The 21,987-nt window shown below is 69.0% G+C and carries 25 protein-coding genes; 22 read left to right on the plus strand and 3 right to left on the minus strand.

Going from position 1 to position 21,987, the window contains the following annotated elements:
• Position 1: 1 nt before the first annotated feature.
• The 14 genes from MMA15_RS21475 to MMA15_RS21540 all read left to right on the plus strand — a co-directional run bounded on the left by MMA15_RS21475 (position 2) and on the right by MMA15_RS21540 (position 11,997).
• Entirely contained in the window at positions 2–241 is a 240-nt protein-coding gene (locus tag MMA15_RS21475) for an RNA-binding protein (protein ID WP_241061750.1), read from the plus strand.
• A gap of 174 nt (positions 242–415) precedes the next feature.
• The gene (gene rimM, locus MMA15_RS21480) at positions 416–1,042 is read left to right on the plus strand and encodes a ribosome maturation factor RimM (protein ID WP_241061751.1); all 627 of its coding nucleotides are present in this window, start codon (positions 416–418) and stop codon (positions 1,040–1,042) included.
• Entirely contained in the window at positions 1,039–1,848 is an 810-nt protein-coding gene (gene trmD, locus MMA15_RS21485) for a tRNA (guanosine(37)-N1)-methyltransferase TrmD (RefSeq protein WP_241061752.1), read from the plus strand. The genes rimM and trmD overlap by 4 nt, the downstream gene beginning before the upstream one ends.
• Positions 1,849–1,979: 131 nt before the next feature.
• Positions 1,980–2,330, plus strand: a complete 351-nt coding sequence (gene rplS, locus MMA15_RS21490) for a 50S ribosomal protein L19 (protein ID WP_055486343.1) — start codon at positions 1,980–1,982, stop codon at positions 2,328–2,330.
• Between the two features lie 43 nt (positions 2,331–2,373).
• Positions 2,374–3,093, plus strand: a complete 720-nt coding sequence (gene lepB, locus MMA15_RS21495; protein ID WP_241061753.1) for a signal peptidase I — start codon at positions 2,374–2,376, stop codon at positions 3,091–3,093.
• Positions 3,094–3,625: 532 nt separating this feature from the next.
• Positions 3,626–4,666, plus strand: a complete 1,041-nt coding sequence (gene lepB, locus MMA15_RS21500) for a signal peptidase I (RefSeq protein WP_372498365.1) — start codon at positions 3,626–3,628, stop codon at positions 4,664–4,666.
• Positions 4,590–5,660 carry a signal peptidase I gene (lepB, locus tag MMA15_RS21505; RefSeq protein ID WP_241063346.1) on the plus strand — a complete coding sequence of 357 codons (1,071 nt, stop codon included), beginning with the start codon at positions 4,590–4,592 and terminating at the stop codon, positions 5,658–5,660. Before lepB (MMA15_RS21500) ends, lepB (MMA15_RS21505) begins: the two co-directional genes overlap by 77 nt.
• A 79-nt stretch (positions 5,661–5,739) precedes the next feature.
• Positions 5,740–6,468 (plus strand): signal peptidase I, encoded by a 729-nt coding sequence (lepB, locus tag MMA15_RS21510; protein WP_241063347.1) that lies wholly within the window; start codon positions 5,740–5,742, stop codon positions 6,466–6,468.
• Positions 6,469–6,507: 39 nt separating this feature from the next.
• Positions 6,508–6,831 carry a DUF2469 domain-containing protein gene (locus MMA15_RS21515; protein ID WP_028435414.1) on the plus strand — a complete coding sequence of 108 codons (324 nt, stop codon included), beginning with the start codon at positions 6,508–6,510 and terminating at the stop codon, positions 6,829–6,831.
• Positions 6,832–7,016: 185 nt separating this feature from the next.
• Positions 7,017–7,400, plus strand: coding sequence for a YraN family protein (locus MMA15_RS21520; RefSeq protein ID WP_241061754.1), 384 nt, complete (start codon positions 7,017–7,019; stop codon positions 7,398–7,400).
• Complete coding sequence (locus MMA15_RS21525) at positions 7,400–9,061, plus strand: YifB family Mg chelatase-like AAA ATPase (RefSeq protein ID WP_241061755.1); 1,662 nt, start codon at positions 7,400–7,402, stop codon at positions 9,059–9,061. Before MMA15_RS21520 ends, MMA15_RS21525 begins: the two co-directional genes overlap by 1 nt.
• Entirely contained in the window at positions 9,058–10,263 is a 1,206-nt protein-coding gene (gene dprA, locus MMA15_RS21530) for a DNA-processing protein DprA (protein ID WP_241061756.1), read from the plus strand. The genes MMA15_RS21525 and dprA overlap by 4 nt, the downstream gene beginning before the upstream one ends.
• Positions 10,264–10,539: 276 nt before the next feature.
• A complete protein-coding gene (gene whiG, locus MMA15_RS21535; RefSeq protein ID WP_241061757.1) occupies positions 10,540–11,385 on the plus strand; it encodes an RNA polymerase sigma factor WhiG in 846 nt (281 codons plus the stop codon).
• A gap of 72 nt (positions 11,386–11,457) precedes the next feature.
• The gene (locus MMA15_RS21540) at positions 11,458–11,997 is read left to right on the plus strand and encodes a TetR/AcrR family transcriptional regulator (protein WP_241063348.1); all 540 of its coding nucleotides are present in this window, start codon (positions 11,458–11,460) and stop codon (positions 11,995–11,997) included.
• Between the two features lie 263 nt (positions 11,998–12,260).
• Here MMA15_RS21540 and MMA15_RS21545 read toward each other — a convergent pair whose 3' ends face one another.
• Complete coding sequence (locus MMA15_RS21545) at positions 12,261–12,998, minus strand: SDR family oxidoreductase (RefSeq protein WP_241061758.1); 738 nt, start codon at positions 12,996–12,998, stop codon at positions 12,261–12,263.
• 138 nt (positions 12,999–13,136) lie between these two features.
• Here MMA15_RS21545 and MMA15_RS21550 point away from each other — a divergent pair, with 138 nt between their 5' ends.
• The gene (locus tag MMA15_RS21550) at positions 13,137–13,709 is read left to right on the plus strand and encodes a TetR/AcrR family transcriptional regulator (RefSeq protein ID WP_241061759.1); all 573 of its coding nucleotides are present in this window, start codon (positions 13,137–13,139) and stop codon (positions 13,707–13,709) included.
• Positions 13,710–13,845: 136 nt separating this feature from the next.
• Here the strand turns inward: MMA15_RS21550 and MMA15_RS28550 are convergent, their stop codons facing one another.
• Positions 13,846–14,850 carry a M23 family metallopeptidase gene (locus MMA15_RS28550; RefSeq protein WP_372498282.1) on the minus strand — a complete coding sequence of 335 codons (1,005 nt, stop codon included), beginning with the start codon at positions 14,848–14,850 and terminating at the stop codon, positions 13,846–13,848.
• Between the two features lie 360 nt (positions 14,851–15,210).
• On the opposite strand from MMA15_RS28550, the gene rpsB reads away from it, so the two are divergent.
• The 6 genes from rpsB to MMA15_RS21585 all read left to right on the plus strand — a co-directional run bounded on the left by rpsB (position 15,211) and on the right by MMA15_RS21585 (position 20,981).
• A complete protein-coding gene (gene rpsB / locus MMA15_RS21560; RefSeq protein WP_241061760.1) occupies positions 15,211–16,122 on the plus strand; it encodes a 30S ribosomal protein S2 in 912 nt (303 codons plus the stop codon).
• A gap of 320 nt (positions 16,123–16,442) precedes the next feature.
• Entirely contained in the window at positions 16,443–17,279 is an 837-nt protein-coding gene (gene tsf, locus MMA15_RS21565) for a translation elongation factor Ts (RefSeq protein ID WP_241061761.1), read from the plus strand.
• A 193-nt stretch (positions 17,280–17,472) separates the two neighbouring features.
• Positions 17,473–18,240, plus strand: a complete 768-nt coding sequence (gene pyrH / locus MMA15_RS21570) for a UMP kinase (protein WP_241061762.1) — start codon at positions 17,473–17,475, stop codon at positions 18,238–18,240.
• Between the two features lie 163 nt (positions 18,241–18,403).
• Positions 18,404–18,961, plus strand: a complete 558-nt coding sequence (gene frr, locus MMA15_RS21575; protein WP_241061763.1) for a ribosome recycling factor — start codon at positions 18,404–18,406, stop codon at positions 18,959–18,961.
• A gap of 75 nt (positions 18,962–19,036) precedes the next feature.
• Entirely contained in the window at positions 19,037–20,251 is a 1,215-nt protein-coding gene (locus MMA15_RS21580; protein ID WP_241061764.1) for a phosphatidate cytidylyltransferase, read from the plus strand.
• Between the two features lie 223 nt (positions 20,252–20,474).
• On the plus strand, positions 20,475–20,981 hold the full coding sequence (locus MMA15_RS21585; protein ID WP_241061765.1) for a GNAT family N-acetyltransferase: 507 nt from the start codon (positions 20,475–20,477) through the stop codon (positions 20,979–20,981).
• A 78-nt stretch (positions 20,982–21,059) separates the two neighbouring features.
• On the opposite strand, the gene MMA15_RS21590 is transcribed toward MMA15_RS21585, so the two are convergent.
• The gene (locus MMA15_RS21590) at positions 21,060–21,374 is read right to left on the minus strand and encodes a hypothetical protein (protein WP_241061766.1); all 315 of its coding nucleotides are present in this window, start codon (positions 21,372–21,374) and stop codon (positions 21,060–21,062) included.
• Positions 21,375–21,527: 153 nt separating this feature from the next.
• On the opposite strand from MMA15_RS21590, the gene MMA15_RS21595 reads away from it, so the two are divergent.
• The gene (locus MMA15_RS21595; RefSeq protein WP_241061767.1) at positions 21,528–21,911 is read left to right on the plus strand and encodes an ATP-binding protein; all 384 of its coding nucleotides are present in this window, start codon (positions 21,528–21,530) and stop codon (positions 21,909–21,911) included.
• Positions 21,912–21,987: the final 76 nt, after the last annotated feature.

Here is a 21,987-nt window from a genome sequence, read left to right on the forward strand (position 1 = left end):
CATGCTCGAGGAGGCCCTCGAGCACTTGGTCAAGGGCATCGTCGACAACCCGGACGAGGTGCGGGTCGAATCGCGCACCCTGCGCCGCGGGCGCGTTCTGGAGGTCCGGGTCCACCCCGACGATCTCGGAAAGGTGATCGGCCGCAGCGGTCGCACCGCGCGCGCTCTGCGTACGGTCGTGAGCGCCCTCGGCGGGCGGGGCGTCCGCGTCGACCTGGTCGACGTGGACCAGGTCCGCTGAGCAGCCGCACAAGACAGCACCGGCACGGGCCGGGGACGGCCACTGGCCGTCCCCGGCCCGCGTTCGCATGCGGGGGTGCGCCCGCGGCACCCCGGGAACGGCAGGAGCCGCAGGCAGTGGGACTCCGCCGTAGGCAGCAGGGCATCCAGAGCACGGAAAGCACGGAGAGGCACAGTGCAGCTAGTCGTCGCGCGCATCGGCCGCGCCCACGGCATCAAGGGCGAGGTCACCGTCGAAGTGCGTACGGACGAGCCGGAGTCGAGGCTCGCCCCGGGCGCGGTGCTCGCCACCGACCCTCCGCGGCCCAGGCCGCTGATCATCGAGCGCGGCCGGGTGCACAGCGGCCGGCTGCTGCTGCGCTTCGAGGGGGTCCGCGACCGTGACGCCGCCGAAGCCCTCCGCAACACCCTGCTCATCGCCGAGATCGACCCGGATGAACAGCCCGAGGACCCGGACGAGTTCTACGACCACCAGCTCGTCGACCTCGACGTCGTCACCCGTGACGGGACGGACGTGGGCCGTATCGAGGAGGTCGCGCACCCGCCAGGGCAGGACCTCCTCGTCGTGAAGAGGGAGGACGGCGGCGAGGTGCTGATCCCCTTCGTCACCGAGATCGTCCCCGAGGTCGACCTGGCGGCGCAGCGGATCGTCGTGGACCCGCCACCGGGGCTGCTGGACGAGGCCGGAACCGAACGTACCGGCACCGGCGCGTCCGCGAACGACCCGGCAGAGGGCCCGGAGTCCGGCGCCTCGACGGGCTCTTCCGCCCCGGAACGCGACACCGGGGACGGCCCCCGGTGAGGATCGACGTCGTCACCATCTTCCCCGAGTATCTGGAGCCGCTGAACGTCTCCCTCGTCGGCAAGGCCCGCGCCCGCGGCCTCCTCGACGTGCGCGTGCACGACCTGCGCGCATGGACGCACGACCGGCACCACACCGTCGACGACACCCCCTACGGCGGCGGCCCCGGCATGGTCATGAAGCCCGAGCCGTGGGGCGAGGCCCTGGACGAGATCATCGGCACGGCCACGCCCCCGCCCGCGCTGGTCGTGCCCACCCCCAGCGGCAGGCCCTTCGACCAGGAGCTGGCCGTCGAACTCTCCCGCGCACCCTGGCTGGTCTTCACCCCCGCCCGCTACGAGGGCATCGACCGTCGCGTCGTGGACGAGTACGCGGAACGCCTGACGGTCCACGAGGTCTCCATCGGCGACTACGTGCTGGCCGGCGGCGAAGCACCCGTACTGGTCATGGTGGAGGCCGTCGCACGGCTGCTGCCCGGCGTCCTCGGCAACGCCGAGTCCCACCGCGACGACTCCTTCGCGGGCGGTCCCATGGCAGGACTGCTCGAAGGCCCCGTCTACACGAAGCCGCCGCAGTGGCGTGACCGAGGCATCCCCGACGTACTGCTCTCCGGCCATCACGGCCGTATCGCACGCTGGCGAAGGGACCAGGCCCTGGCCCGTACGGCCGCGAACCGGCCCGATCTCATCGCCCGCATCGACCCTGCCGCACTCGACGCGCACGACCGCGCCGAGCTGGAGCGCCTGGGCTGGAGCGAGGGAACCGACGGCCGATTTTGGCCGACCGGGCAGCACGTGGAAGAATAGGCGGCTGCTCCGTACCGGCGCGCGACCCTGCCACAGGGGGACCGACGCCCGCACGGGCCGGAGCCCTCCAGTCAGCATCACGATCACATTCCGCTGATGACCTGTGGCATCGGCGAGGAAAGCAGACGGTCATGTCTCAGCTTCTCGAAAACCTCGATGCGGCTTCGCTGCGCGACAACGTGCCGGCCTTCCGCCCCGGTGACACGGTCAACGTCCACGTACGCGTCATCGAGGGCAACCGCTCGCGTGTCCAGCAGTTCAAGGGCGTCGTCATCCGCCGCCAGGGCGGCGGCGTGCGGGAGACCTTCACCGTCCGCAAGGTCAGCTTCGGCGTCGGCGTCGAGCGCACCTTCCCGGTGCACACCCCGATCGTGGAGAAGATCGAGGTCGTCACCCGCGGTGACGTCCGCCGCGCCAAGCTGTACTACCTGCGTGAGCTCCGCGGCAAGGCCGCCAAGATCAAGGAGAAGCGCGAGAACTGATCGAGCTGTCGGCGGTCCGGCGGGCGACTAGGCTTTCGGCCCGATGGACACCGAGACGCAGCAGCAGGACGACGCGGAGCGGGACCGCTCCTCCGGCCCCCTGGGGCAGGTGTGGAGGGGATGGTCACGCTCCGCTCGTTTGTGTGCCGTTGCTGCGTCGCTGCTCAGCGGGCTGCTGCTGATCAGCGCGTTCATCGCGCAGCCTTTTTTGATCCCGTCTGCATCAATGACCCCCACGCTGGCGGTCGGTGACCGGATACTGGTGAACAAGCTTGCCTACCGAATCGGCAACTCTCCGGGCCGCGGAGACGTTGTTGTCTTCGACGGCAGGGGTTCGTTCATGGACGAGGAGGGGACGGGCGGCAATCCGGTAGCCGGTCTGTTGCGAGAGGCCGGAGCTGCGGCCGGACTTGTGAAGCCGGCCGAGACGGACTACGTCAAGCGTGTGATCGGCGTCGGCGGAGATCGGGTCCGGTGCTGCGACAAGCGCGGAAGGATCGAGGTGAACGGTGTTCCGCTGGACGAGGACTATCTGCATGACGGTGACGACCCGTCAGCCGTACCGTTCGATATCGAAGTGCCTCAAGGGCGGTTGTGGGTGATGGGCGATCACCGTTCCGACTCCAGCGACTCACGGGACCACCTCGGTGACGCGGGTGGAGGTACCGTTCCCGTGGAGCGGGTGATCGGGCGGGCCGACGGCATCGCATGGCCGACGGACCGCTGGGGAACGGTTCACGGCGGGGGAGGTGCCCATGAGTGACAGGGTCGGCCCCGCGCGCCGATACGACTACGGCGTACCGAGCGACTACGACGACGAGCCCTACGACGGCCGCTACAACCGGCCTGCCCCCAACGGCGGTGGCGACTACGCCGGTTCGAACGGCTACGGCGATCCCAACGCCAACGGCGCCCAGAACGGCAACGGTTACGGCAGCGCAGGCGCCAACGGCTACCCGAACGGCAACGGTTACGGCAGCCCGAACGGCAACGGCGCGGTGCCCTACTCCGGCTTCACCGGACGCAACGGCGGCCCCGACGGCTCCGACTACTACTCCGGCGACTACGACTACACCGAGCCGTACGAGTACTTCGGGCGCTCCCAGGGCACCCGCGCGCCCAACGGCGCCCCCGGCGGCGACGGTTACCAGGTCCCCAACGGCTACGGCTACGGAGCGCCCAGCGGCAACGGCCTCGGCGCGTCCCCCACCGGCACGAACCCCCGCGTACCGTCACCGGCGAGCTTCCCGCCCAACGCCCCACTTCCGCCGCCGCAGGTGAGTTCCGGCGAGACCATGAAGCTGAGTGTCTACTCGGCACGGCTTCTGGATCTGCCCGGCCGCGAGACCAGGGACGAAAGGCTCGGCATCCCGCCCGGTCCGAGCGGCGGGCGTGCCGAGCGCCGGCGTGCGGCGAAGCGCGTCAAGCGGCGCAGACGTCTGTCGGTGACGAAGGAGATACCGATCCTCGTCGGTGTCGCCCTCGTCATTGCCCTTGTGCTGAAAACTTTCCTCGTTCAGGCGTTCGTGATCCCGTCGGGTTCGATGGAGCAGACGATCCGGATCGGCGACCGCGTCCTGGTGGACAAGCTGACGCCCTGGTTCGGTACGAAACCGGAACGCGGCGACGTGGTCGTCTTCGAGGACCCGGGCGGCTGGCTGCCCGCGGAGGAGAAGAAGCGCAAGGAAGACCCCGTCGGCGTCAAACAGGGCAAGGAGTTCCTGACCTTCATCGGCCTCCTGCCCTCCGACGACGAGCAGGACCTGATCAAACGTGTCATCGCCGTCGGCGGCGACAAGGTCAAGTGCTGCAACGCGCAGGGCAAGGTCACGGTCAACGGCAAGCCGCTCCAGGAGCCCTACATCAACCCGGGCAACAAGCCCTCGGAGATCAAGTTCGACGTCAACGTGCCGAACGGCCGCGTGTTCGTGATGGGCGACCACCGCGCCAACTCGGCGGACTCCCGCTTCCACTTGCGCGACGAGGGCAGCGGCACCGTTCCCGAATCCCAGGTCCAGGGGCGTGCCGTCGTCATCGCCTGGCCGTTCGACCACTGGGGCAAGCTGGAGGCGTCCGACACCTTCAGCGCCGTGCCGCAGGCACCGGGCGCATCGTCGGCGGCTGGACCGATCGGGGGCGCGAACGACCGACTGACGCAATATCCGATCCCTGCGGAACTCCCGCTCGTTATGGGAGTGGTGGGCCTGTCCCGGCTGTGGGACAGGCGGCAGTGGATTGTGAGGAGTGGTTGTGGGGGACTTGGCGGTCGGCGCTCGTTCCGGTTCCGGCGAGAACGAGGACGAGGGCGAGAGCGGCACGGAGCACAGGAACCCTGACGCATCCGCGTCACCCGCAGCCGTGTCCGCTTCCGGACCCGAGGCACAGACAGCGGCGAGCCACGAGCCGCCGACCGCAGAGAAAGGCAGTGACATCAGCGTGAGCACGGGTGCGGAAGACAGCACCACAAGTGATCACACGTCGGACGTACACGGCAGGCATCAGCGCTCGTTCTTCAAAGAGCTGCCGGTTCTGATCGGCATCGCGCTGATCCTGGCACTGCTGATCAAGACTTTTCTCGTCCAGGCGTTCTCCATCCCGTCGAACTCGATGCAGAACACCCTCCAGGTCGGGGACAGGGTGCTGGTCGACAAGCTCACCCCCTGGTTCGGCTCCGAACCCCAGCGGGGAGAGATCGTCGTCTTCCACGACCCGGGCGGCTGGCTGAACGAGGCGCCCGTGCCGCAGCCCAGCGGCGTCGGCGGCGCCATCCAGACCGTCCTCAGCGCCATCGGCCTCATGCCGTCCGCCGACGAGCAGGACCTGATCAAACGCGTCGTCGCCGTCGGCGGCGACCGCGTCGAGTGCAAGCGGGGCGGCCCCGTAAAGGTCAACGGCAAGGCCCTCGACGAGTCGTACCTCTTCCCCGGGAACACCCCCTGCGACGACAAGCCCTTCGGGCCCGTCGAGGTGCCCATCGGGAAGATGTGGGTGATGGGCGACCACCGCCAGGACTCCCTCGACTCCCGCTTCCACCAGAAGCTCGACAACGGCATGATCCCCACCGACCGCGTCGTCGGACGCGCTCTCGTGGTGGCCTGGCCGCCCACCCGCTGGTCCGCCCTGCCGGTGCCCGACACCTTCGACCGCAACGGCCTCGCCGCGAAGGCGCTGGACGGGGCACCCGCGGCGCTCGGCGCAGCCGGCGCGGTACCGCTCGTACTCTGGCGCCGCAGGCGGCGAGCGGTACGGACAGCGACGGGACCGGCCCCCGCGGAGCGTGCCGCCGGAGCGTCACCCGTACCGTCCGGCGAGCGGTCCGTCAACGGCTGACCTCCCCCCGTACTCACGGCCCTCTACCCCGGGTAAGGTGCGCCCAGACCGAAGCGGCGAGCGGACCGGGAGTGCGGGAATGGGCAAGGCGGGACGTACGGGCACAAGTCACGGTCGCCTCGGCCATGCGCTCTCCGGCATCGCCGTCGCCGTCGGCTGCGTGCTCTTCCTGGGCGCCTTCGTACTGGGAGCCGTCCTCTACCAGCCGTACACGGTGCCCACGGACTCCATGGACCCCACCGTCAAGGCGGGGGACCGGGTGCTCGCCGAGCGGATAGACGGCAAGGACGTACGCCGTGGCGACGTCGTCGTCTTCCAGGACTCGGTGTGGGGCTCGGTGCCCATGGTGAAGCGCGTCGTGGGCACCGGCGGCGACAAGGTCGCCTGCTGCGACAAGCAGGGCAGGCTCTCGGTCAACGGCGAGACCCTCGACGAGCCGTACCTGAAGGACACCGGACCCGACTCCCAGCCCCCGTTCAAGAAGACGACGGTGCCCCAGGGGAAGCTCTTCCTGCTCGGAGACCACCGCATGGACTCCGTGGACTCCCGCGTCCACCTTCAGGACGGCGACCACGGGGCCGTCTCCCGGTCTGCGGTGAACGCACGCGTCGACGCCGTCGCCTGGCCGTTCAACGGGCTCGGGATGCTCGCACGTCCGGCAGGCTTCGCCGCGCTGCCGGGCGGCACCTCCGACCCCGGGCCGCTTCAGCCGCTGCTCGTCGCCGTCGTCGCCGGTGCGGCCCTGATCCTGGGCGGTGCGGCGTACGGCCCGATAGCGCGGCGGGCCGGACGGGGCACTCGCGGCTGACGCACAATGGGGGCACGCACGGCTGAAGGGGAACATGCCATGAGCGCCGAGGACCTCGAGAAGTACGAGACCGAGATGGAGCTGAAGCTCTACCGGGAGTACAGGGACGTCGTCGGTCTCTTCAAGTACGTGATCGAGACGGACCGGCGGTTCTACCTCACCAACGACTACGAGATGCAGGTCCACTCGGTGCAGGGCGAGGTCTTCTTCGAGGTCTCCATGGCCGACGCCTGGGTGTGGGACATGTACCGCCCTGCCCGGTTCGTGAAGCAGGTGCGCGTCCTGACGTTCAAGGACGTGAACATCGAGGAGCTGAACAAGAGCGAACTCGATCTTCCCGAGAACTCCGGCTTCAAGGGCTGACGGCGGTTCGCGGGCCCCTTGCGGGACGATTCCCGGCGCCGGTGCCGGTGCCGGTGGGTGACCCTGGGTCGGCTCACCCTCTGCGGTGACGGACTTATCCACAGCAGCCCAGTCGTCCCCAGATTCCGTCCTTGATCATCTACGTACGCCCACCTCCGTCACAGTCGGTGACGGAGGTGGTGGGCATGAGCGCCCGTAAAGCCCTCGGCCGATACGGCGAGGACGTAGCAGCCCGAAGGCTGCGCCAGTCAGGAATGGCAGTGCTGGAACGCAACTGGCGCTGCGTCGAAGGAGAACTCGACATCGTCGCGAGGGACAAGGACGCCCTCGTGATCTGCGAGGTCAAAACACGGCGCACAGGCCGGGGAGGCGCCTTCGAACACCCGATGTCCGCCGTGACCCCGGCCAAATCCGCCCGGCTACGGAGACTCGCCTCGCGCTGGCTCACCGAACGCTGGCTCGCCCGGTACGGACAGCCGCCCCGCGGCGGTGTACGCATCGACCTCATCGGAGTGCTCCTGCCGGAACGAGGCGCGCCCCTGGTGCAGCACGCACGAGGAGTGGCCTGATGGGATTCGCCCGCACCCGCTCGGTGGCGCTCGTCGGAGTCGAAGGCGTCGTCGTCGAAGTCCAGGCAGACCTCGAACCAGGCGTCGCCACATTCACCCTCGTCGGACTGCCCGACAAGAGCCTCACCGAGAGCCGCGACCGCGTACGAGCAGCCATCGTCAACGCCGGTGCGGAATGGCCACAGCGGAAGCTCACCGTGGGACTCAGCCCGGCCGCGGTCCCCAAGAGCGGCAGCGGCTTCGACCTCGCCGTCGCCTGCGCCGTCCTCGGCGCCGCCGAACGCATCGACCCACGCAGCCTCGCCGACCTGATGATGCTCGGCGAACTCGGACTGGACGGGCGCGTGCGCCCCGTCCGCGGGGTACTGCCGGCCGTACTCGCAGCAGCCGACGCGGGCCACCGGCAGATCGTCGTCGCCGAGGAGACCGTGCCCGAGGCGTCCCTCGTGCCCGACGTCAGCGTCCTCGGCGTCCGCAGCCTCCGGCAGCTCATCGCGCTCCTCAACGACGAACCCCCGCCCGAGGAGCCACCCGACGGCACACTCCCGGACGACGTGCCGCCCCACGAGCAGCGGCCCGAACACAGGCCGCCCACAGCCTCGTTCACCGCCCACGGCTGGTCCGCACCCGGCCTCACGCGGCGAACGGAACGCACCCTCGATCTCGCGGACGTAGCGGGCCAGACGACCGCCAGGAGAGCCCTCGAAGTCGCAGCCGCCGGACGCCACCACATCTTCTTCAAAGGCCCGCCAGGGGCAGGCAAGACGATGCTCGCCGAACGTCTGCCCGGACTGCTGCCGCCACTGACTTCCCAGGAAGCACTCGAAGTGACCGCAGTGCACTCCGTCGCAGGCGCGCTCCCACCCGGGCAGCCACTCGTCCAACGACCCCCGTACTGCGCCCCGCACCACTCGGCGACCATGGCCTCACTGATCGGAGGCGGCACCGGCCTCCCACGACCCGGCGCCGTGTCAATGGCCCACCACGGAGTCCTCTTCCTCGACGAAGCCGCCGAATGCAGCGCACGGGTCCTCGACGCCATGCGGCAGCCCCTGGAGTCCGGACACGTCGTCGTCGCACGAGCCTCCGGCATGATGCGCATGCCCGCGCGCTTCCTGCTCGTCCTCGCCGCCAACCCGTGCCCCTGCGGACGGCACGGCATAAGAGGCGGAGGATGCGAATGCCGCCCCGCGTCCATCAGGCGCTACCGGGCACGACTCTCCGGCCCCCTGATGGACCGCGTCGACCTCAGAGTCCAGGTCAAACCGCTCTCCCGCTCCGAACTCGCAGGCCAGCACGGGCAGCCCGAGAACACCGCCACAGTCGCCGAACGCGTACTGGCCGCACGAGAACGAGCCGCCGCGCGCTACGCGGACACCCCCTGGTCCGCCAACAGCGACGTACCCGGCCACGAGCTGCGCACTCGCTGGCCCGCCGAAGCAGGCGCCCTCAGCAGGGCCGAAGACGACATGGAACAAGGACTGCTGACAGCACGAGGCATGGACCGGGTGCTCCGGGTCGCATGGACAGTGGCCGACCTCGCCGGACACGACCGCCCCACGCCCGAAGACGTCGACTGGGCGCTGGAACTGCGCACAGGCGTCAAACGAAGCCCATCCGCGTTCCGCGCACCGCTCACGGTGCCCAGGAGCAGGCCATGACCCCGTTGCCCGGCCCCGCTGACGGCGACGCCCCGGGAGACGAGGAACCCGGTGAGGCCGAGCCCCAAGAACGGCTCGCACGGGCCGCGTTGACCCGCATCGTCGAACCCGGCGACGAAACCGCCTGCCGACTGCTCCGCACCCACGGCGCACAAGAACTCATGCGCGCCTTACGCAACGACGCCCGGCCACTGCCCGGAATCAGCGCTGAACGCTGGACCGGGCTGCGCTCCCGATCCCAACGAGCCCACCCGGAAGCCGACTTGGCACACATCGAATCCGCGGGCGGACGCTTCGTCTGCCCGGGAGACCGCGAATGGCCAGGTCAACTCGACGCCCTCGGAGCCACACGTCCCATCGGGCTCTGGATCATCGGAGCGGCCTGTCTGCGGTACTGGGCACTGCGCTCCGTCGCCGTCGTAGGCGCCCGCGCCTGTACCGAATACGGCGTACACATGGCCGCCCTCCTCGGCTCAGGACTCGCCCGGCAAGGCTGGACAGTGGTCTCGGGGGCCGCCTACGGGATCGACGGCGCCGCCCACCGCGCAGCCCTTGCCACTGGCGGCGCCACCATCGCAGTCCTCGCAAGCGGTGTGGACGTCGCCTACCCTCCCGGCCACAGCGAGTTGATCTCACGCATCGCCGAACAGGGCCTGCTACTGAGCGAGTTGCCGCCCCAGGACCACCCTTCACGAAGCCGCTTCGTACTACGCAACCGAGTCATCGCCGCCCTCACACGAGGCACCGTCGTGGTCGAAGCCGCGCTGCGCAGCGGCTCGTTGTCCACGGCCCGCCATGCCAGGCGCCTCGGCCGATTCGTGATGGGCGTCCCCGGACCGGTCACATCGGGGCTCTCGGCAGGCGTGCACGAACTGCTGCGAAACGAGGGGAACCTCGTCACCGACGCCGCCGAAGTGATCGAACTCGTCGGCAGCATCGGCGACCTCGCACCGCGAAGACACGGCCCCTCACTGCCCCGCGACGTACTGCACCGCGAAGCCGCGTTGGTGCTCGACGCGCTGCCCGCACGCGGCGCGGTGACGTCCCGGCTGCTGGCGCAGACCGTCGGCATCACACCCGACGCCGCGGTGGCGAGACTCCAGGAACTGTGCGGGCTCGGCTTCGCCGAACGAGTCGGCGACGGCTGGCAGTTGAGCCGCTCGACGACACCCGCCGACAGCGCCGGGCACACCATCGAGTGATGAGCCGGTCCTTGACCTGCGGCTATCGAATGAAAGGGTGATCCGCATGGTCTGGTTCCGCTCCGCAGCCCCGCGAAGGCCGGTGCTGGGCACTGCCGTCGGAGTAACTCCCGGGTGCGGTCAGCGGAACGTATCTGCGCATGCTGGACCCCGCACTCATCGCATATTGCGACCCTTCGGTCACGCTACGCTCACAGCTCCCCAGGAAGAGGCATCCGGTCACGCACACCCCTTCATCGCGTGACGACTACTCAGCAGAACGGCTCAAAGCAACGAATGCCCCAGCACATCTCCGGGCCCGAACCCGTCGGCACCGCAGCGGCGCCGACCGGAACCGAGAACGCCACAGTCGGTCCCGGCCACAGCGCGCTCGACGAGCTGTGGCGGTCGTACAAGGCCACGGGCGACGAGCAGCTGAGGGAACAACTGATCCTCCACTACTCGCCACTGGTGAAGTACGTAGCGGGACGCGTCAGCGTCGGCCTGCCCCCGAACGTGGAACAAGCCGATTTCGTATCGTCCGGAGTGTTCGGACTCATCGACGCCATCGAGAAGTTCGACCCTGAGCGGTCCATCAAATTCGAGACATACGCGATCACCCGCATCCGCGGCGCCATGATCGACGAACTACGCGCACTCGACTGGATCCCACGATCCGTCCGGCAGAAGGCACGCGCCGTCGAGCGTGCCTACGCCACCCTCGAGTCCAGGCTCCGGCGCAGCCCCTCCGAATCGGAAGTCGCAGCGGAAATGGGCATCCCGCTCGAGGAACTCCACGGCGTCTTCAGCCAGTTGTCACTGGCCAACGTCGTAGCGCTCGAAGAGCTGCTGCACGTCGGAGGCGACGGCGGCGACCGGCTCAGCCTCATGGACACCCTCGAAGACACCGCCGCGGACAACCCCGTCGAAGTCGCCGAGGACCGCGAACTGCGACGATTCCTGGCCCGCGCCATCAACACCCTCCCCGACAGGGAGAAGACCGTCGTCACCCTCTACTACTACGAGGGCCTCACACTTGCCGAAATCGGCCAGGTCCTGGGCGTCACCGAAAGCAGAGTGAGCCAGATCCACACCAAGTCGGTCCTTCAGCTTCGGGCAAAGCTGGCCGACGTCGGTCGCTGAACCGGCACCTCCGTCCGTAAGGTGGACAGCGTGCCAAGGATTCGAGCGGCCTCAGTGGCCGAGCACCGGAACATGCAGCGCTCCGCCCTCCTCGACGCTGCCCGTGCCCTGCTGTCCGAAGGCGGTACCGAAGCGCTGACCTTCCCGGCCCTCGCACAGCGCACCGGGCTCGCACGCTCATCGGTCTACGAATACTTCCGGTCCCGGGGCGCAGTCGTCGAAGAACTCTGCGCCGTCGACTTCCCCGTATGGGCAGCCGAAGTCGAAGCGGCGATGGCCGAAGCCGAAACCCCGGAAGCAAAGATCGAAGCTTACGTACGGCAGCAGTTGTCGCTCGTGGGCGACCGACGACACCGCGCGGTCGTAGCGATCTCGGCAGGTGAACTCGACGCGGGCGCACGGGAGAAGATCCGCGCCGCGCACGGCGGACTCGTCGCCATGGTCGTCGAAGCCCTTGCGGCGCTCGGCCACGAGCAGCCGCGACTGGCAGCCATGCTTCTCCAAGGCGTCGTAGACGCGGCAGTACGGCGCATCGAACTCGGAGCCGCTGAAAGCCCGGAAGAGATCACCGAGGCGGCGGTTCGGATGGGGCTGAGCGGGGTCCGGGGGTAGGAGGCCCGCCCTCACTTCCTTTCTCCTCATCTCCTTCGGTCTTGCTCTCGGTGCCCGGCTGGTGAAGCCAACGGGCGTTGCCAATAACGAAGTTCGTAGAGCCTCCGTCGTGGTGCTTCGCCGCATCGCGTTGCTGACGCTCGGGACGTGCACGTACGCCTCGGCTCCGCATCGGTGCCTGAACCCAATCCCGGCGCCGGGGGAGCGCGGTCCAGTGGCTCTCGGTGAGAACGATCATGGTCCGGGCGGCCTGGCTCGTGCGATCAGGCTTGCACGGTGGGGCGGACCACGATCTCACTGACGTCGACGCCCTCGGGCTGTTCGATGGCGTAGCCGATGGCCGAGGCGACGGCGGAGGGCGGCATGGCGATCTCATCGCGCTGCTGGGCCATCGCCGCCGCGGCCTCGGGACTGGCCCCCTTGCCGACTCCTTCGGTGTCGGTCAAGCCGGGTGAGACGAGGGTGACGCGGAGGTCGGGTCCCGATTCCTGGCGCAGACCCTCGGTAAGCACCTTCACCGCGGTCTTGGTGGCGGCGTAGACGGCCTGGGGGGTTTTGACGACGTAGGCCGCAGTGGAGCCGACGTTGACGAAGTGCCCGAAGCGCTGACGTCGGAAGACAGGCAAGGCCGCCCCGATGCCGTTGAGCAGGCCGGTGACGTGGGTGGAGACCATTGCGTCCCAGTCGTCCTGGCGCAGGTCGTCGAACGGTGAGACGGCCATCGTGCCCGCATTGGAGACGAGGACGTCGAGCCGGCCGTACTGGTCGAGAGCCGTGTCCGTAAGGCGCTGGAGGTCCTCGCGGCGAGAGACATCGACGAAGACGCCGACGGCAGTGCCACCCTTCGCCGTGATGCCGTCCACGACGGCGTTGAGCCGGTCCTCGCGCCGGGCCCCGAGCACGAGCCGGGCACCTTTCTCCGCGAGGTGGGTCGCAGTCGCCTCACCGATGCCGCTGCTGGCGCCTGTGACGGCGATGACTTTGCCCTGGATTCCCGACATGAATGGCTCCCTCTCAGGGGGTGCGCAGGTCAGTGCGGTGACCTACAGTGAAACCGGAGGCGCCCCCGCTTTTGAACACTAAATGGGGGTGGCCCCGTTAGCAATCCGGGAGCTTCGACAGGGGGATGGCGACCACTGATGAGCGACGGCGCACGTCGTCCGCTGCGGGCTGACGCACGGCAGAACAGAGAGAAGATCCTCACGGCTGCTGTACACGTGTTCACGGCGGAGGGGCTGGACGCTCATCTGGAACGCATCGCCAAGGAGGCGGGTGTGGGCAGTGCGACTCTGTACCGCCACTTCCCCACACGGGAGACCCTGATCGAGGCGGTCTACCGCAACGAGGTATCCCGCTTGTGCGACGCCGCCCCCGCCCTGCTTGAGCAGAAGTCGCCAGTAGAGGCATTGCGCGCGTGGACACGCCTCTTCCTCGACTACGTCACCGCCAAGCACGGCATGATCGACGCCCTGCGTGCCATCGCCGCGACGGGAAGCAATCCCTACGGTCACAGCCGGGAAATGATCCAGGCCGCCATCACCTCGCTCATGGACGCTTGCACGGCCGCCGGAGCGATCCGTACCGACATCCAGCCCACCGACTTCGGCGCCGCCCTCGAAGGCATCGCCCTCACCTCGGCGGGCGCTGAACACCGGCAGCAGGCCGAGCGCCTGCTCGCCCTCACCCTGGACGGCCTCACGGTCCGCCCGTGATGACTCGTACCGGGGGGCGCTCCACCACCGCAGCGCCTCGTGCGGTCATCCCTCGCCCGTGTCTCGTCCTCGTCCAGCTTGGACCTTCGCCTCTCGTCCTCTTGCTGGTTCGCCGATGCCGATGTCGATGCCGCACTCACGCCCCCTGGATTCGGCCCGCTCTGGTCGCCCCTCCGCGCCCATGTCGCGCCGCCCGCGTCAATTGACGGTGGGCGCATATAGCCGCGCTGCCGAGTCCGGCCGCCACCGGCAGTGCCCATCCGGTGGCCCCCGCTTGTGCTCCGCTGACGTCCGGCCCCGTTTCCGCTGCGGCCGGACGCATCTTGTGCGTCCGATACCGGCCGACTGCGGTCTCCGGGCTGCCGCCGGAGCCGCTGCCCGCTGTGCCTCGGCCCCTGGGCAATGGCACCCCGAAGACCGGGAGCAGCCTCGACGGGCCGCCGCGTAGCAGAGCCTCCGGGAGCAGCGAGAGCGGGTCGAGGTAGTGCTCGCCTTTTCGTGCGCCCCAGTGGAGGCAGGTGCTTCCGCAGTGGGAGGTCCCGTCCGTGACGGTGCCGAGGGTCTGTCCCGCTCGTACTCGCTGGCCGTTGTGGACAGAGGCCCGTACGGGTTCGTACGTAGTACGCAGCGGCGGGCGGCCCATGCCGGGCAGTTCGACCGACACCACCCCGCGTCCGGCGACGCTGCCCGCGAAGGACACCCGCCCGCCTGCGACTGCGCGTACCGGGCTGCCACGGGGAGCCGCGAGATCGACGCCGCGGTGACCGGCCGCCCATGGCTTCGGCGGCGGCTCCCATCCGCGTGTGATCGCCGGTCGAGCCGCTCCCGCCCGGCCGGCCACCGGCCACACACGGTCCTCGGCGCGATCAGTGCCTCCGCTGCGTGGAGGCGATGGACGGGACGCCGCAGCTCCCTCGTCCGCATGCGCCCGTGGGTTCCATACCGCGCACACGACCAGCGCCAGCGCAGCGCTCACCGCCGCGCACAGGACTGCTCGGACACCCATCACCTTGCGCCCCCGTCGGTCGATCATCGGGCCGATCCCAAATGCTTCGGGTTCCGCCGAGACACGGAGATCGGCCTCGTCGCTTCTCGCCGTCTCCGCCAGGCGACCCCACCTACGTCCCCGTACAGGCACCATGCCGCATACCTGCCTCCGGCAGGAATCTTGCTGAACTTCTGTGGAAAGACCGCTTGTTGTGGATAAGCCCGTCACCCGCAGGTCTCACCTGTCCCACCGCTACCGAGCCCCCATGTCCGGAAATCCGGCCCTTCTCCCGCGAGGGAGCCGGGGCTCCCTCCGTTCCCGTACACTGCTGGTGGCGGCCCGGGCACCGGGCTGACTTCGCACGCCTCGCCACCCTCACCCGGTGGCCGCGTATCTCGGTCCCATGCGGACCTCTCGGCAGGTCCCGCGGGCACAGCGCGACAGAGGCGTCAGGCAAGCGATGGCCGTCCCGGCCAGCGCTGACGACAACCGAGTAACACAAGGAGAACGGCCATGGCCGTCGTCACGATGCGGGAGCTGCTGGAGAGCGGCGTCCATTTCGGGCACCAGACCCGCCGCTGGAACCCGAAGATGAAGCGCTTCATCTTCACCGAGCGCAACGGCATTTACATCATCGACCTGCTCCAGTCGCTGTCGTACATCGACCGCGCCTACGAGTTCGTCAAGGAGACCGTCGCGCACGGCGGTTCCATCATGTTCGTCGGCACCAAGAAGCAGGCCCAGGAGGCCATCGCCGAGCAGGCGACCCGCGTCGGCATGCCTTACGTCAACCAGCGCTGGCTCGGCGGCATGCTGACGAACTTCTCCACCGTCTACAAGCGTCTTCAGCGGCTGAAGGAGCTTGAGCAGATCGACTTCGAGGATGTGGCCGCGTCCGGTCTCACCAAGAAGGAACTGCTCGTCCTCTCCCGCGAGAAGGCGAAGCTGGAGAAGACCCTCGGCGGTATCCGCGAGATGCAGAAGGTGCCCAGCGCCGTGTGGATCGTGGACACCAAGAAGGAGCACATCGCCGTAGGCGAGGCGCGGAAGCTCAACATTCCGGTCGTCGCGATCCTGGACACCAACTGCGACCCGGACGAGGTCGACTACAAGATCCCGGGCAACGACGACGCGATCCGTTCCGTCACGCTGCTGACCCGCGTGATCGCCGACGCCGCCGCCGAGGGCCTCATCGCCCGCTCCGGTGCCGCCGAGGCGGCCAAGGGCGGCGACAAGGCCGCCGAGCCGCTGGCCGAGTGGGAGCGCGAGCTCCTGGAGGGCGAGAAGGCCGAGAAGGGCGAGGGCGCGGCGGCCAAGACCGCCGAGGCCGCTCCCGCCGAGGCCAAGACCGAGGAGCAGGCCGCCCCGGCCGAGGAGAAGCCGGCAGCCGACGCCGCCGAGTCGAAGACCTCCGAGAGCGCCTGACGTTCACCGGAGCGCGGCGGGGGCACGCTTCCGTCGCCGACCGCCGCGCTCCGGTAGCCAGTTCGGCGGCCGTACGGAAAAAGAGACACGGCAGAGACACGGACCTGACGCCGAGGCGACGCTCACGCGGAGTCTCGCCGCATCGCGCAGCCAGCGCTCACGTGACTCCGCCCCGGCGCCCGTACTTCGGTGCGGGTGGGGCGTATCCGTGGCCGCAAAGAGACCTCAAGAAGGACGAGTTCCGCTCCGGAACCTCCACAGCGCTCAGCGCGGATGACGGAGACCCGAGGCGGAGCCTGGTCACAGAAGGAAACCAAAGCATGGCGAACTACACCGCCGCCGACGTCAAGAAGCTCCGGGAGCTCACCGGCGCCGGCATGATGGACTGCAAGAAGGCCCTGGAGGAGTCCGAGGGCGAAGTCGACAAGGCCGTAGAGGTTCTGCGCGTCAAGGGCCAGAAGGGCGTCGCGAAGCGCGAGAGCCGCACTGCCTCCAACGGTGCGCTCGTCGCCCGCATCGCCGACGACAACTCCTCCGGTGTGCTGGTCGAGTTGAAGTGCGAGACGGACTTCGTCGCGAAGGGCGAGAAGTTCCTCGCCGTGGCCGACGCCATCGCCGCGCACGTCGCCGCGACTTCCCCGGCCGACACCGCCGCGCTGCTCGACTCGGAGATCGAGCCCGGCAAGAGCGTGCAGGCGTACGTGGACGAGGCCAACGCCAACCTCGGCGAGAAGATCGTCCTCGACCGCTTCGCCCAGTACTCCGGCGCCTACGTCGCCTCCTACCTGCACCGCACCAGCCCGGACCTGCCGCCGCAGGTCGGTGTGCTCGTCGAGCTGGACAAGGAGAACGCGGAGATCGCCAAGGACGTGGCTCAGCACATCGCCGCGTTCGCGCCGAAGTTCCTCACCCGCGACGAGATCCCGGCCGAGACGGTCGAGAACGAGCGCCGCATCGCCGAGGAGACGGCGCGTGAGGAGGGCAAGCCCGAGCAGGCTCTGCCCAAGATCGTCGAGGGGCGGGTCAACGGCTTCTTCAAGGAGAACACCCTGCTCGACCAGCCCTTCGCGAAGGACAACAAGAAGAGCGTCCAGAAGGTTCTGGACGAGGCTGGTGTCACGCTGAAGCACTTCGCGCGCTTCCGCGTGGGCGCCTGAGCCCCCCAGAGCCTTCGGCCTGGGCGGTACCCGCAGCCCGGCCCGTAGGAGCATGCCGCCGCGTGGACCCGCGATGGGCATGCGCCCGATAAGGTCGGGCACAGGGCAGTTGTGACGAGGAGGCCATTGCCGCAGCAGGGATTCGCAAGACCCGACGGCAGTGGCCTCCTTCGTATGTGCACGAGGAGAGTTCATGGGCAAGGACAGCGACACATCCGACACAGGCAGGAGCCGCAGCGGCCGTAAACGCTTCCTGCTCAAGCTCTCCGGTGAGGCGTTCGCCGGCGGCGGAGGGCTGGGCGTCGACCCCGACGTCGTGCACAAGATGGCCCACGAGGTCGCCTCCGTCGTACGGGACGGGGCGGAGCTCGCGGTGGTGATCGGCGGCGGCAACTTCTTCCGCGGCGCCGAGTTGCAGCAGCGCGGCATGGACCGTGCCCGCTCCGACTACATGGGCATGCTGGGCACGGTCATGAACTGCCTGGCGCTCCAGGACTTCCTGGAGAAGGAAGGCATCGACTCCCGCGTCCAGACGGCGATCACGATGGGACAGGTCGCCGAACCGTACATTCCGCTGCGGGCGGTGCGGCATCTGGAGAAGGGCCGGGTCGTCATCTTCGGCGCCGGTATGGGCATGCCGTACTTCTCCACCGACACCACGGCCGCGCAGCGCGCCCTGGAGATCCACGCCGAGGCGCTGCTGATGGGCAAGAACGGCGTCGACGGCGTCTACGACTCCGACCCCGCGAAGAACCCGGACGCGGTGAAGTTCGACGCCCTGGAGTACGGCGAAGTCATCACGCGTGACCTGAAGGTCGCCGACGCCACGGCCGTCACGCTCTGCCGGGACAACAAACTGCCCATCCTCGTCTTCGAGTTGCTCGCCGAGGGCAATATCGCGCGGGCGGTGAAGGGTGAGAAGATCGGCACCCTGGTGAGCAACCAGGGCACGAGAGGCTGACGTTCGCAGTCGGGCGGTCGCCCCGGGCGCGTTCGGTGCCCGCGGTGTGACCCACCGTCGTACGAACGGCTCGACACGGGGTGGACAACCGCTTGCCGGTCGGACACCGTGCAGGAAACAGGGCTTATCCGCATAGCTCATTCAAGGAAACCAGGAGCACGTGGTGATCGAAGAGACCCTCCTCGAAGCCGAGGAGAAAATGGAGAAGGCGGTCGTGGTCGCCAAGGAGGACTTCGCCGCGATCCGCACCGGCCGTGCGCACCCGGCGATGTTCAACAAGATCGTGGCGGAGTACTACGGCACGATGACGCCGATCAACCAGCTCGCATCGTTCTCGGTTCCGGAGCCGCGGATGGCGGTGGTGACGCCGTTCGACAAGAGCTCGCTGCGCAACATCGAGCAGGCGATCCGCGACTCCGACCTGGGCGTCAACCCGTCGAACGACGGCAATATCATCCGGGTGACGTTCCCCGAGCTGACCGAGGAGCGCCGCAAGGAGTACATCAAGGTCGCCAAGAGCAAGGCCGAGGACGCGAAGATCTCGATTCGCAGCATCCGGCGCAAGGCCAAGGAGTCCTTCGAAGCGGCGATCAAGGACGGCGACGTCGGTGAGGACGAGGGCCGCCGGGCCGAGAAGGAGCTGGACGACACCACCTCGAAGTACACCGGACAGGTGGACGAGCTGCTCAAGCACAAGGAAGCCGAGCTGCTCGAGGTCTAGGCCCCCCGTGGGGGCTGTCCGGGGTCCGTCCGGGATCCGTCGAGGTCTGAGGTCCGAGGTCTGAGGCTGCAATCTGTGAACGACTCAACGTGGGGAGCCCAGCCCCCGACGCCCCGCGCCGGATTCCAGGGCGCGTACGAGCAGGGGCGCGGCGCGCCGGGAAGCGCGTTTCAGCCCGGTGCGGGTGAAGCTCCCGCGCACGAGGCGGGGGGTGTGCCGCAGACTCGGCATATGCCCATCGTGTCCGACCCGGGCGGCCCTGGCGGCGGCCACGGCAGCCACGGCAGCCACGGCGACTCCGGTCCAGGAGGTCCCGGCGGCTCAGGCGGCGCCGGAGGGCCCGGCAGCCCGGGCGGACCCGGCGACTCCGGGGGTTCCGGCGGTCCTGGCGGTTCGGACAGCAGGGGCGGTGACCGCGGCGACCGCAGCGGAGCGCCCGCCTCCGACTCCGGTCCGGCACCACTGGGCGGCAAGAAGCGGGCCGGACGCGACCTGCGCGCCGCGATAGGGGTCGGCGTCAGCCTCGGCGTCGTCATCATCGCCTCCCTGTTCTTCTACAAGCCGGTCTTCCTCGGCGTGATCGTCGTCGCCGTGGTCGTCGGCCTGTGGGAGCTGACTTCGCGGCTCACCGAACGCAAGGAGATCCAGGCGCCGTTGGTGCCTCTCGCCGTGGGCGGCGCCGCCATGGTGATCGCGGGCTATCTCCGCGGTCCCGAGGGCGCGTGGGTGGTGATGGCGCTGACCGCGCTCGCCGTGCTCGCGTGGCGGATGACCGAGGCGCCCGACGACTATCTGCGCGACGTCACGGCCGCCGTCTTCGCCACCTTCTACGTGCCGTTCCTCGCCACGTTCGTCGCGCTGATGCTCGCCGCCGACGACGGCCCATGGCGGGTCCTGACGTTCCTGCTGCTGACGGTCGTCAGCGACACCGGCGCGTACGCGGTCGGCTGGCGCTTCGGCAAGCACAAACTCGCCCCCAGCATCAGTCCGGGCAAGACCCGCGAGGGGCTGGGCGGCGCCGTCGCGTTCTCCATGGGCGCGGGGGCGCTGTGCATGCACTTCCTCATCGACGGCGGCAACTGGTGGCAGGGCATCCTCCTCGGCCTCGCCGTCGCCGTCACCGCCACCCTCGGCGACCTGGGCGAGTCCATGATGAAGCGCGACCTGGGCATCAAGGACATGGGCACCCTGCTCCCGGGCCACGGCGGCATCATGGACCGCCTGGACTCCCTGCTTCCCACGGCCCCGGTCGTCTGGCTGATCTTCGTCGCCTTCGTCGGCGGAGCCTGACCGTACGACCGGGAACGCACGGCAGGTGGCCGCCGACGGGAGCCGACGGCAAGTCACCGCGCGCAACGCTGAGTTGACCGGGGCGGCAACTGCTATGTTGCTTGGAACAGCGAAGCCTCACCGGACGGGACGCCCCCGCCGGTGAGGCTTTTTCGTGCCCTGGCAGCGCAACCGCGGGGCCGCGACGACCGCCGAACGGGACCGCCGACCGAAGGAGCCCCCGATGCCCGAAGTCACCGTACGACCGGCAACTGCCGCCGACCGGCACGTAGTCGAACGACTGTGGCTGATGTTCCGCCACGACCTGTCGGAGTTCTGGGGCGCACTGCCCGACCGCGACGGCACCTTCCGCAGCGACCGGCTGCACCTGGCCCTCACGGACGACGACTGGGCGCCCTACCTGCTGACCTGCGGAGACCGCCCCGTGGGTCTCGCGTTCGTGCGTTCACTGTCCGGCCCTACGCGCGTACTGAACGCGTTCTTCGTCGTACGCGGCGCACGCCGAACCGGGATCGGCCTGCACGCCGTGCGACAGGTCGTCGCCAGACACCCGGGCCCCTGGGAAGTCGCCTTCCAGGACAGCAACCCCACCGCGGTCCACTTCTGGCGCCGCGTCGCCACGGAGATCGCGGGCGATGCGTGGACGGAGGAACGCCGCCCGGTCCCCGGCCGCCCGGACATACCGCCCGACGTGTGGATCTCCTTCAACGTTCCGGAGTCACGGGGGTGACGCCCCGCGCACGGCTCAACTCCTCGCCGTCCTTGGGAAGTTGCTGACCGAACCTGCCCGATCGCCCGCCTCGAGCGGCTACTTCCCGCCGGTCTTGCTCTCGCGCGCAGCCTCGATACGCTCCGACCTTTCTCGAGGCTCATGCACCCGCTCGTACGCCTCCTTCCACGCCGGGTCGGCCCGCTCGTACGCCTCCTTCCACGCCGGGTCGGGCTTCCCCCTCGCCTCTTCCGCCGGATCCTCCCCGCCCCTCGGCAGTTCCCCGACCGCCCCGGAGCCGGTGACCTGTCCCGAAGAAGCCGCGGCCACACCCGGAACACCGCACAGCCACACCCCCAGCGCAGCCGCACCCACGAGCCCGCCGACGACGGAACGCTTGACCCGACCGGACATGAGACCTCCCGCGTAAAGACAGACTGGGCCACTATCTGGTCGTAACGACGGCCCACACTCGATGGCAGCACGCGCCACACGAGCCCGCGACTCGGTTGATCCCCCGAGTCCGGGGCTGGGCCGCTTCCGATCCGTACGAGTCCGGACCCCGCCATGCCCACCTACTGCCGCACCTTCCCGGGACACGTGGAGCAGGTCGGCTGCGCTCGCCGCTGGGCCCGCGAAGTCTTAACCGGATGCTCCTGCGCTGGGGACGCAGTGCTGATCGTGAGCGAGCTGGGCACCAATGCCGTCACGCACACCACGAGCCCCGACTTCCACGTCACGATCCACCGGGCACGAGGTTCTGTGACGATCACCGTCACCGATCACGGAGGCAGCACCACCGCTCCACACCTGGCGAAGCCCTACGACCACGGCATGCACGGCCGCGGATTGGCCGTCGTGACAACCCTCGCCACCGATGTGCGCTTCACCAGGAACGCGCACGGGCACGAGGTCGCGGCTCACCTCGCCTCGGAGGTGCCCGCATGCTGACACCGCCAACATCGCGCCGCCCCGGGTTGATTCACCGTGGCCGACCGGTTCCGTACATCACGCAATGGAGCGGAGA

Origin of the sequence: Streptomyces marispadix, from assembly GCF_022524345.1 — a bacterium.
In the GTDB taxonomy this organism is placed as follows: Bacteria; Actinomycetota; Actinomycetes; order Streptomycetales; family Streptomycetaceae; genus Streptomyces; species Streptomyces marispadix.

Bases quoted from the DNA above. Each gene is read 5' to 3' on its own strand.
- lepB (WP_241063347.1), top strand. From the start codon at position 5,740: ATGGGCAAGGCGGGACGTACGGGCACAAGTCACGGTCGCCTCGGCCAT.
- MMA15_RS21590 (WP_241061766.1), bottom strand. From the start codon at position 21,374: ATGTCCGGTCGGGTCAAGCGTTCCGTCGTCGGCGGGCTCGTGGGTGCG.
- MMA15_RS21545 (WP_241061758.1), bottom strand. From the start codon at position 12,998: ATGTCGGGAATCCAGGGCAAAGTCATCGCCGTCACAGGCGCCAGCAGC.
- whiG (WP_241061757.1), top strand. From the start codon at position 10,540: ATGCCCCAGCACATCTCCGGGCCCGAACCCGTCGGCACCGCAGCGGCG.
- MMA15_RS21540 (WP_241063348.1), top strand. From the start codon at position 11,458: ATGCAGCGCTCCGCCCTCCTCGACGCTGCCCGTGCCCTGCTGTCCGAA.
- MMA15_RS21475 (WP_241061750.1), top strand. From the start codon at position 2: ATGCTCGAGGAGGCCCTCGAGCACTTGGTCAAGGGCATCGTCGACAAC.
- dprA (WP_241061756.1), top strand. From the start codon at position 9,058: ATGACCCCGTTGCCCGGCCCCGCTGACGGCGACGCCCCGGGAGACGAG.
- MMA15_RS21520 (WP_241061754.1), top strand. From the start codon at position 7,017: ATGAGCGCCCGTAAAGCCCTCGGCCGATACGGCGAGGACGTAGCAGCC.
- MMA15_RS28550 (WP_372498282.1), bottom strand. From the start codon at position 14,850: ATGGTGCCTGTACGGGGACGTAGGTGGGGTCGCCTGGCGGAGACGGCG.
- MMA15_RS21515 (WP_028435414.1), top strand. From the start codon at position 6,508: ATGAGCGCCGAGGACCTCGAGAAGTACGAGACCGAGATGGAGCTGAAG.
- MMA15_RS21550 (WP_241061759.1), top strand. From the start codon at position 13,137: ATGAGCGACGGCGCACGTCGTCCGCTGCGGGCTGACGCACGGCAGAAC.
- MMA15_RS21585 (WP_241061765.1), top strand. From the start codon at position 20,475: ATGCCCGAAGTCACCGTACGACCGGCAACTGCCGCCGACCGGCACGTA.
- MMA15_RS21525 (WP_241061755.1), top strand. From the start codon at position 7,400: ATGGGATTCGCCCGCACCCGCTCGGTGGCGCTCGTCGGAGTCGAAGGC.
- pyrH (WP_241061762.1), top strand. From the start codon at position 17,473: ATGGGCAAGGACAGCGACACATCCGACACAGGCAGGAGCCGCAGCGGC.
- lepB (WP_372498365.1), top strand. From the start codon at position 3,626: ATGAAGCTGAGTGTCTACTCGGCACGGCTTCTGGATCTGCCCGGCCGC.
- rpsB (WP_241061760.1), top strand. From the start codon at position 15,211: ATGGCCGTCGTCACGATGCGGGAGCTGCTGGAGAGCGGCGTCCATTTC.
- lepB (WP_241061753.1), top strand. From the start codon at position 2,374: ATGGACACCGAGACGCAGCAGCAGGACGACGCGGAGCGGGACCGCTCC.
- tsf (WP_241061761.1), top strand. From the start codon at position 16,443: ATGGCGAACTACACCGCCGCCGACGTCAAGAAGCTCCGGGAGCTCACC.
- rplS (WP_055486343.1), top strand. From the start codon at position 1,980: ATGTCTCAGCTTCTCGAAAACCTCGATGCGGCTTCGCTGCGCGACAAC.
- MMA15_RS21595 (WP_241061767.1), top strand. From the start codon at position 21,528: ATGCCCACCTACTGCCGCACCTTCCCGGGACACGTGGAGCAGGTCGGC.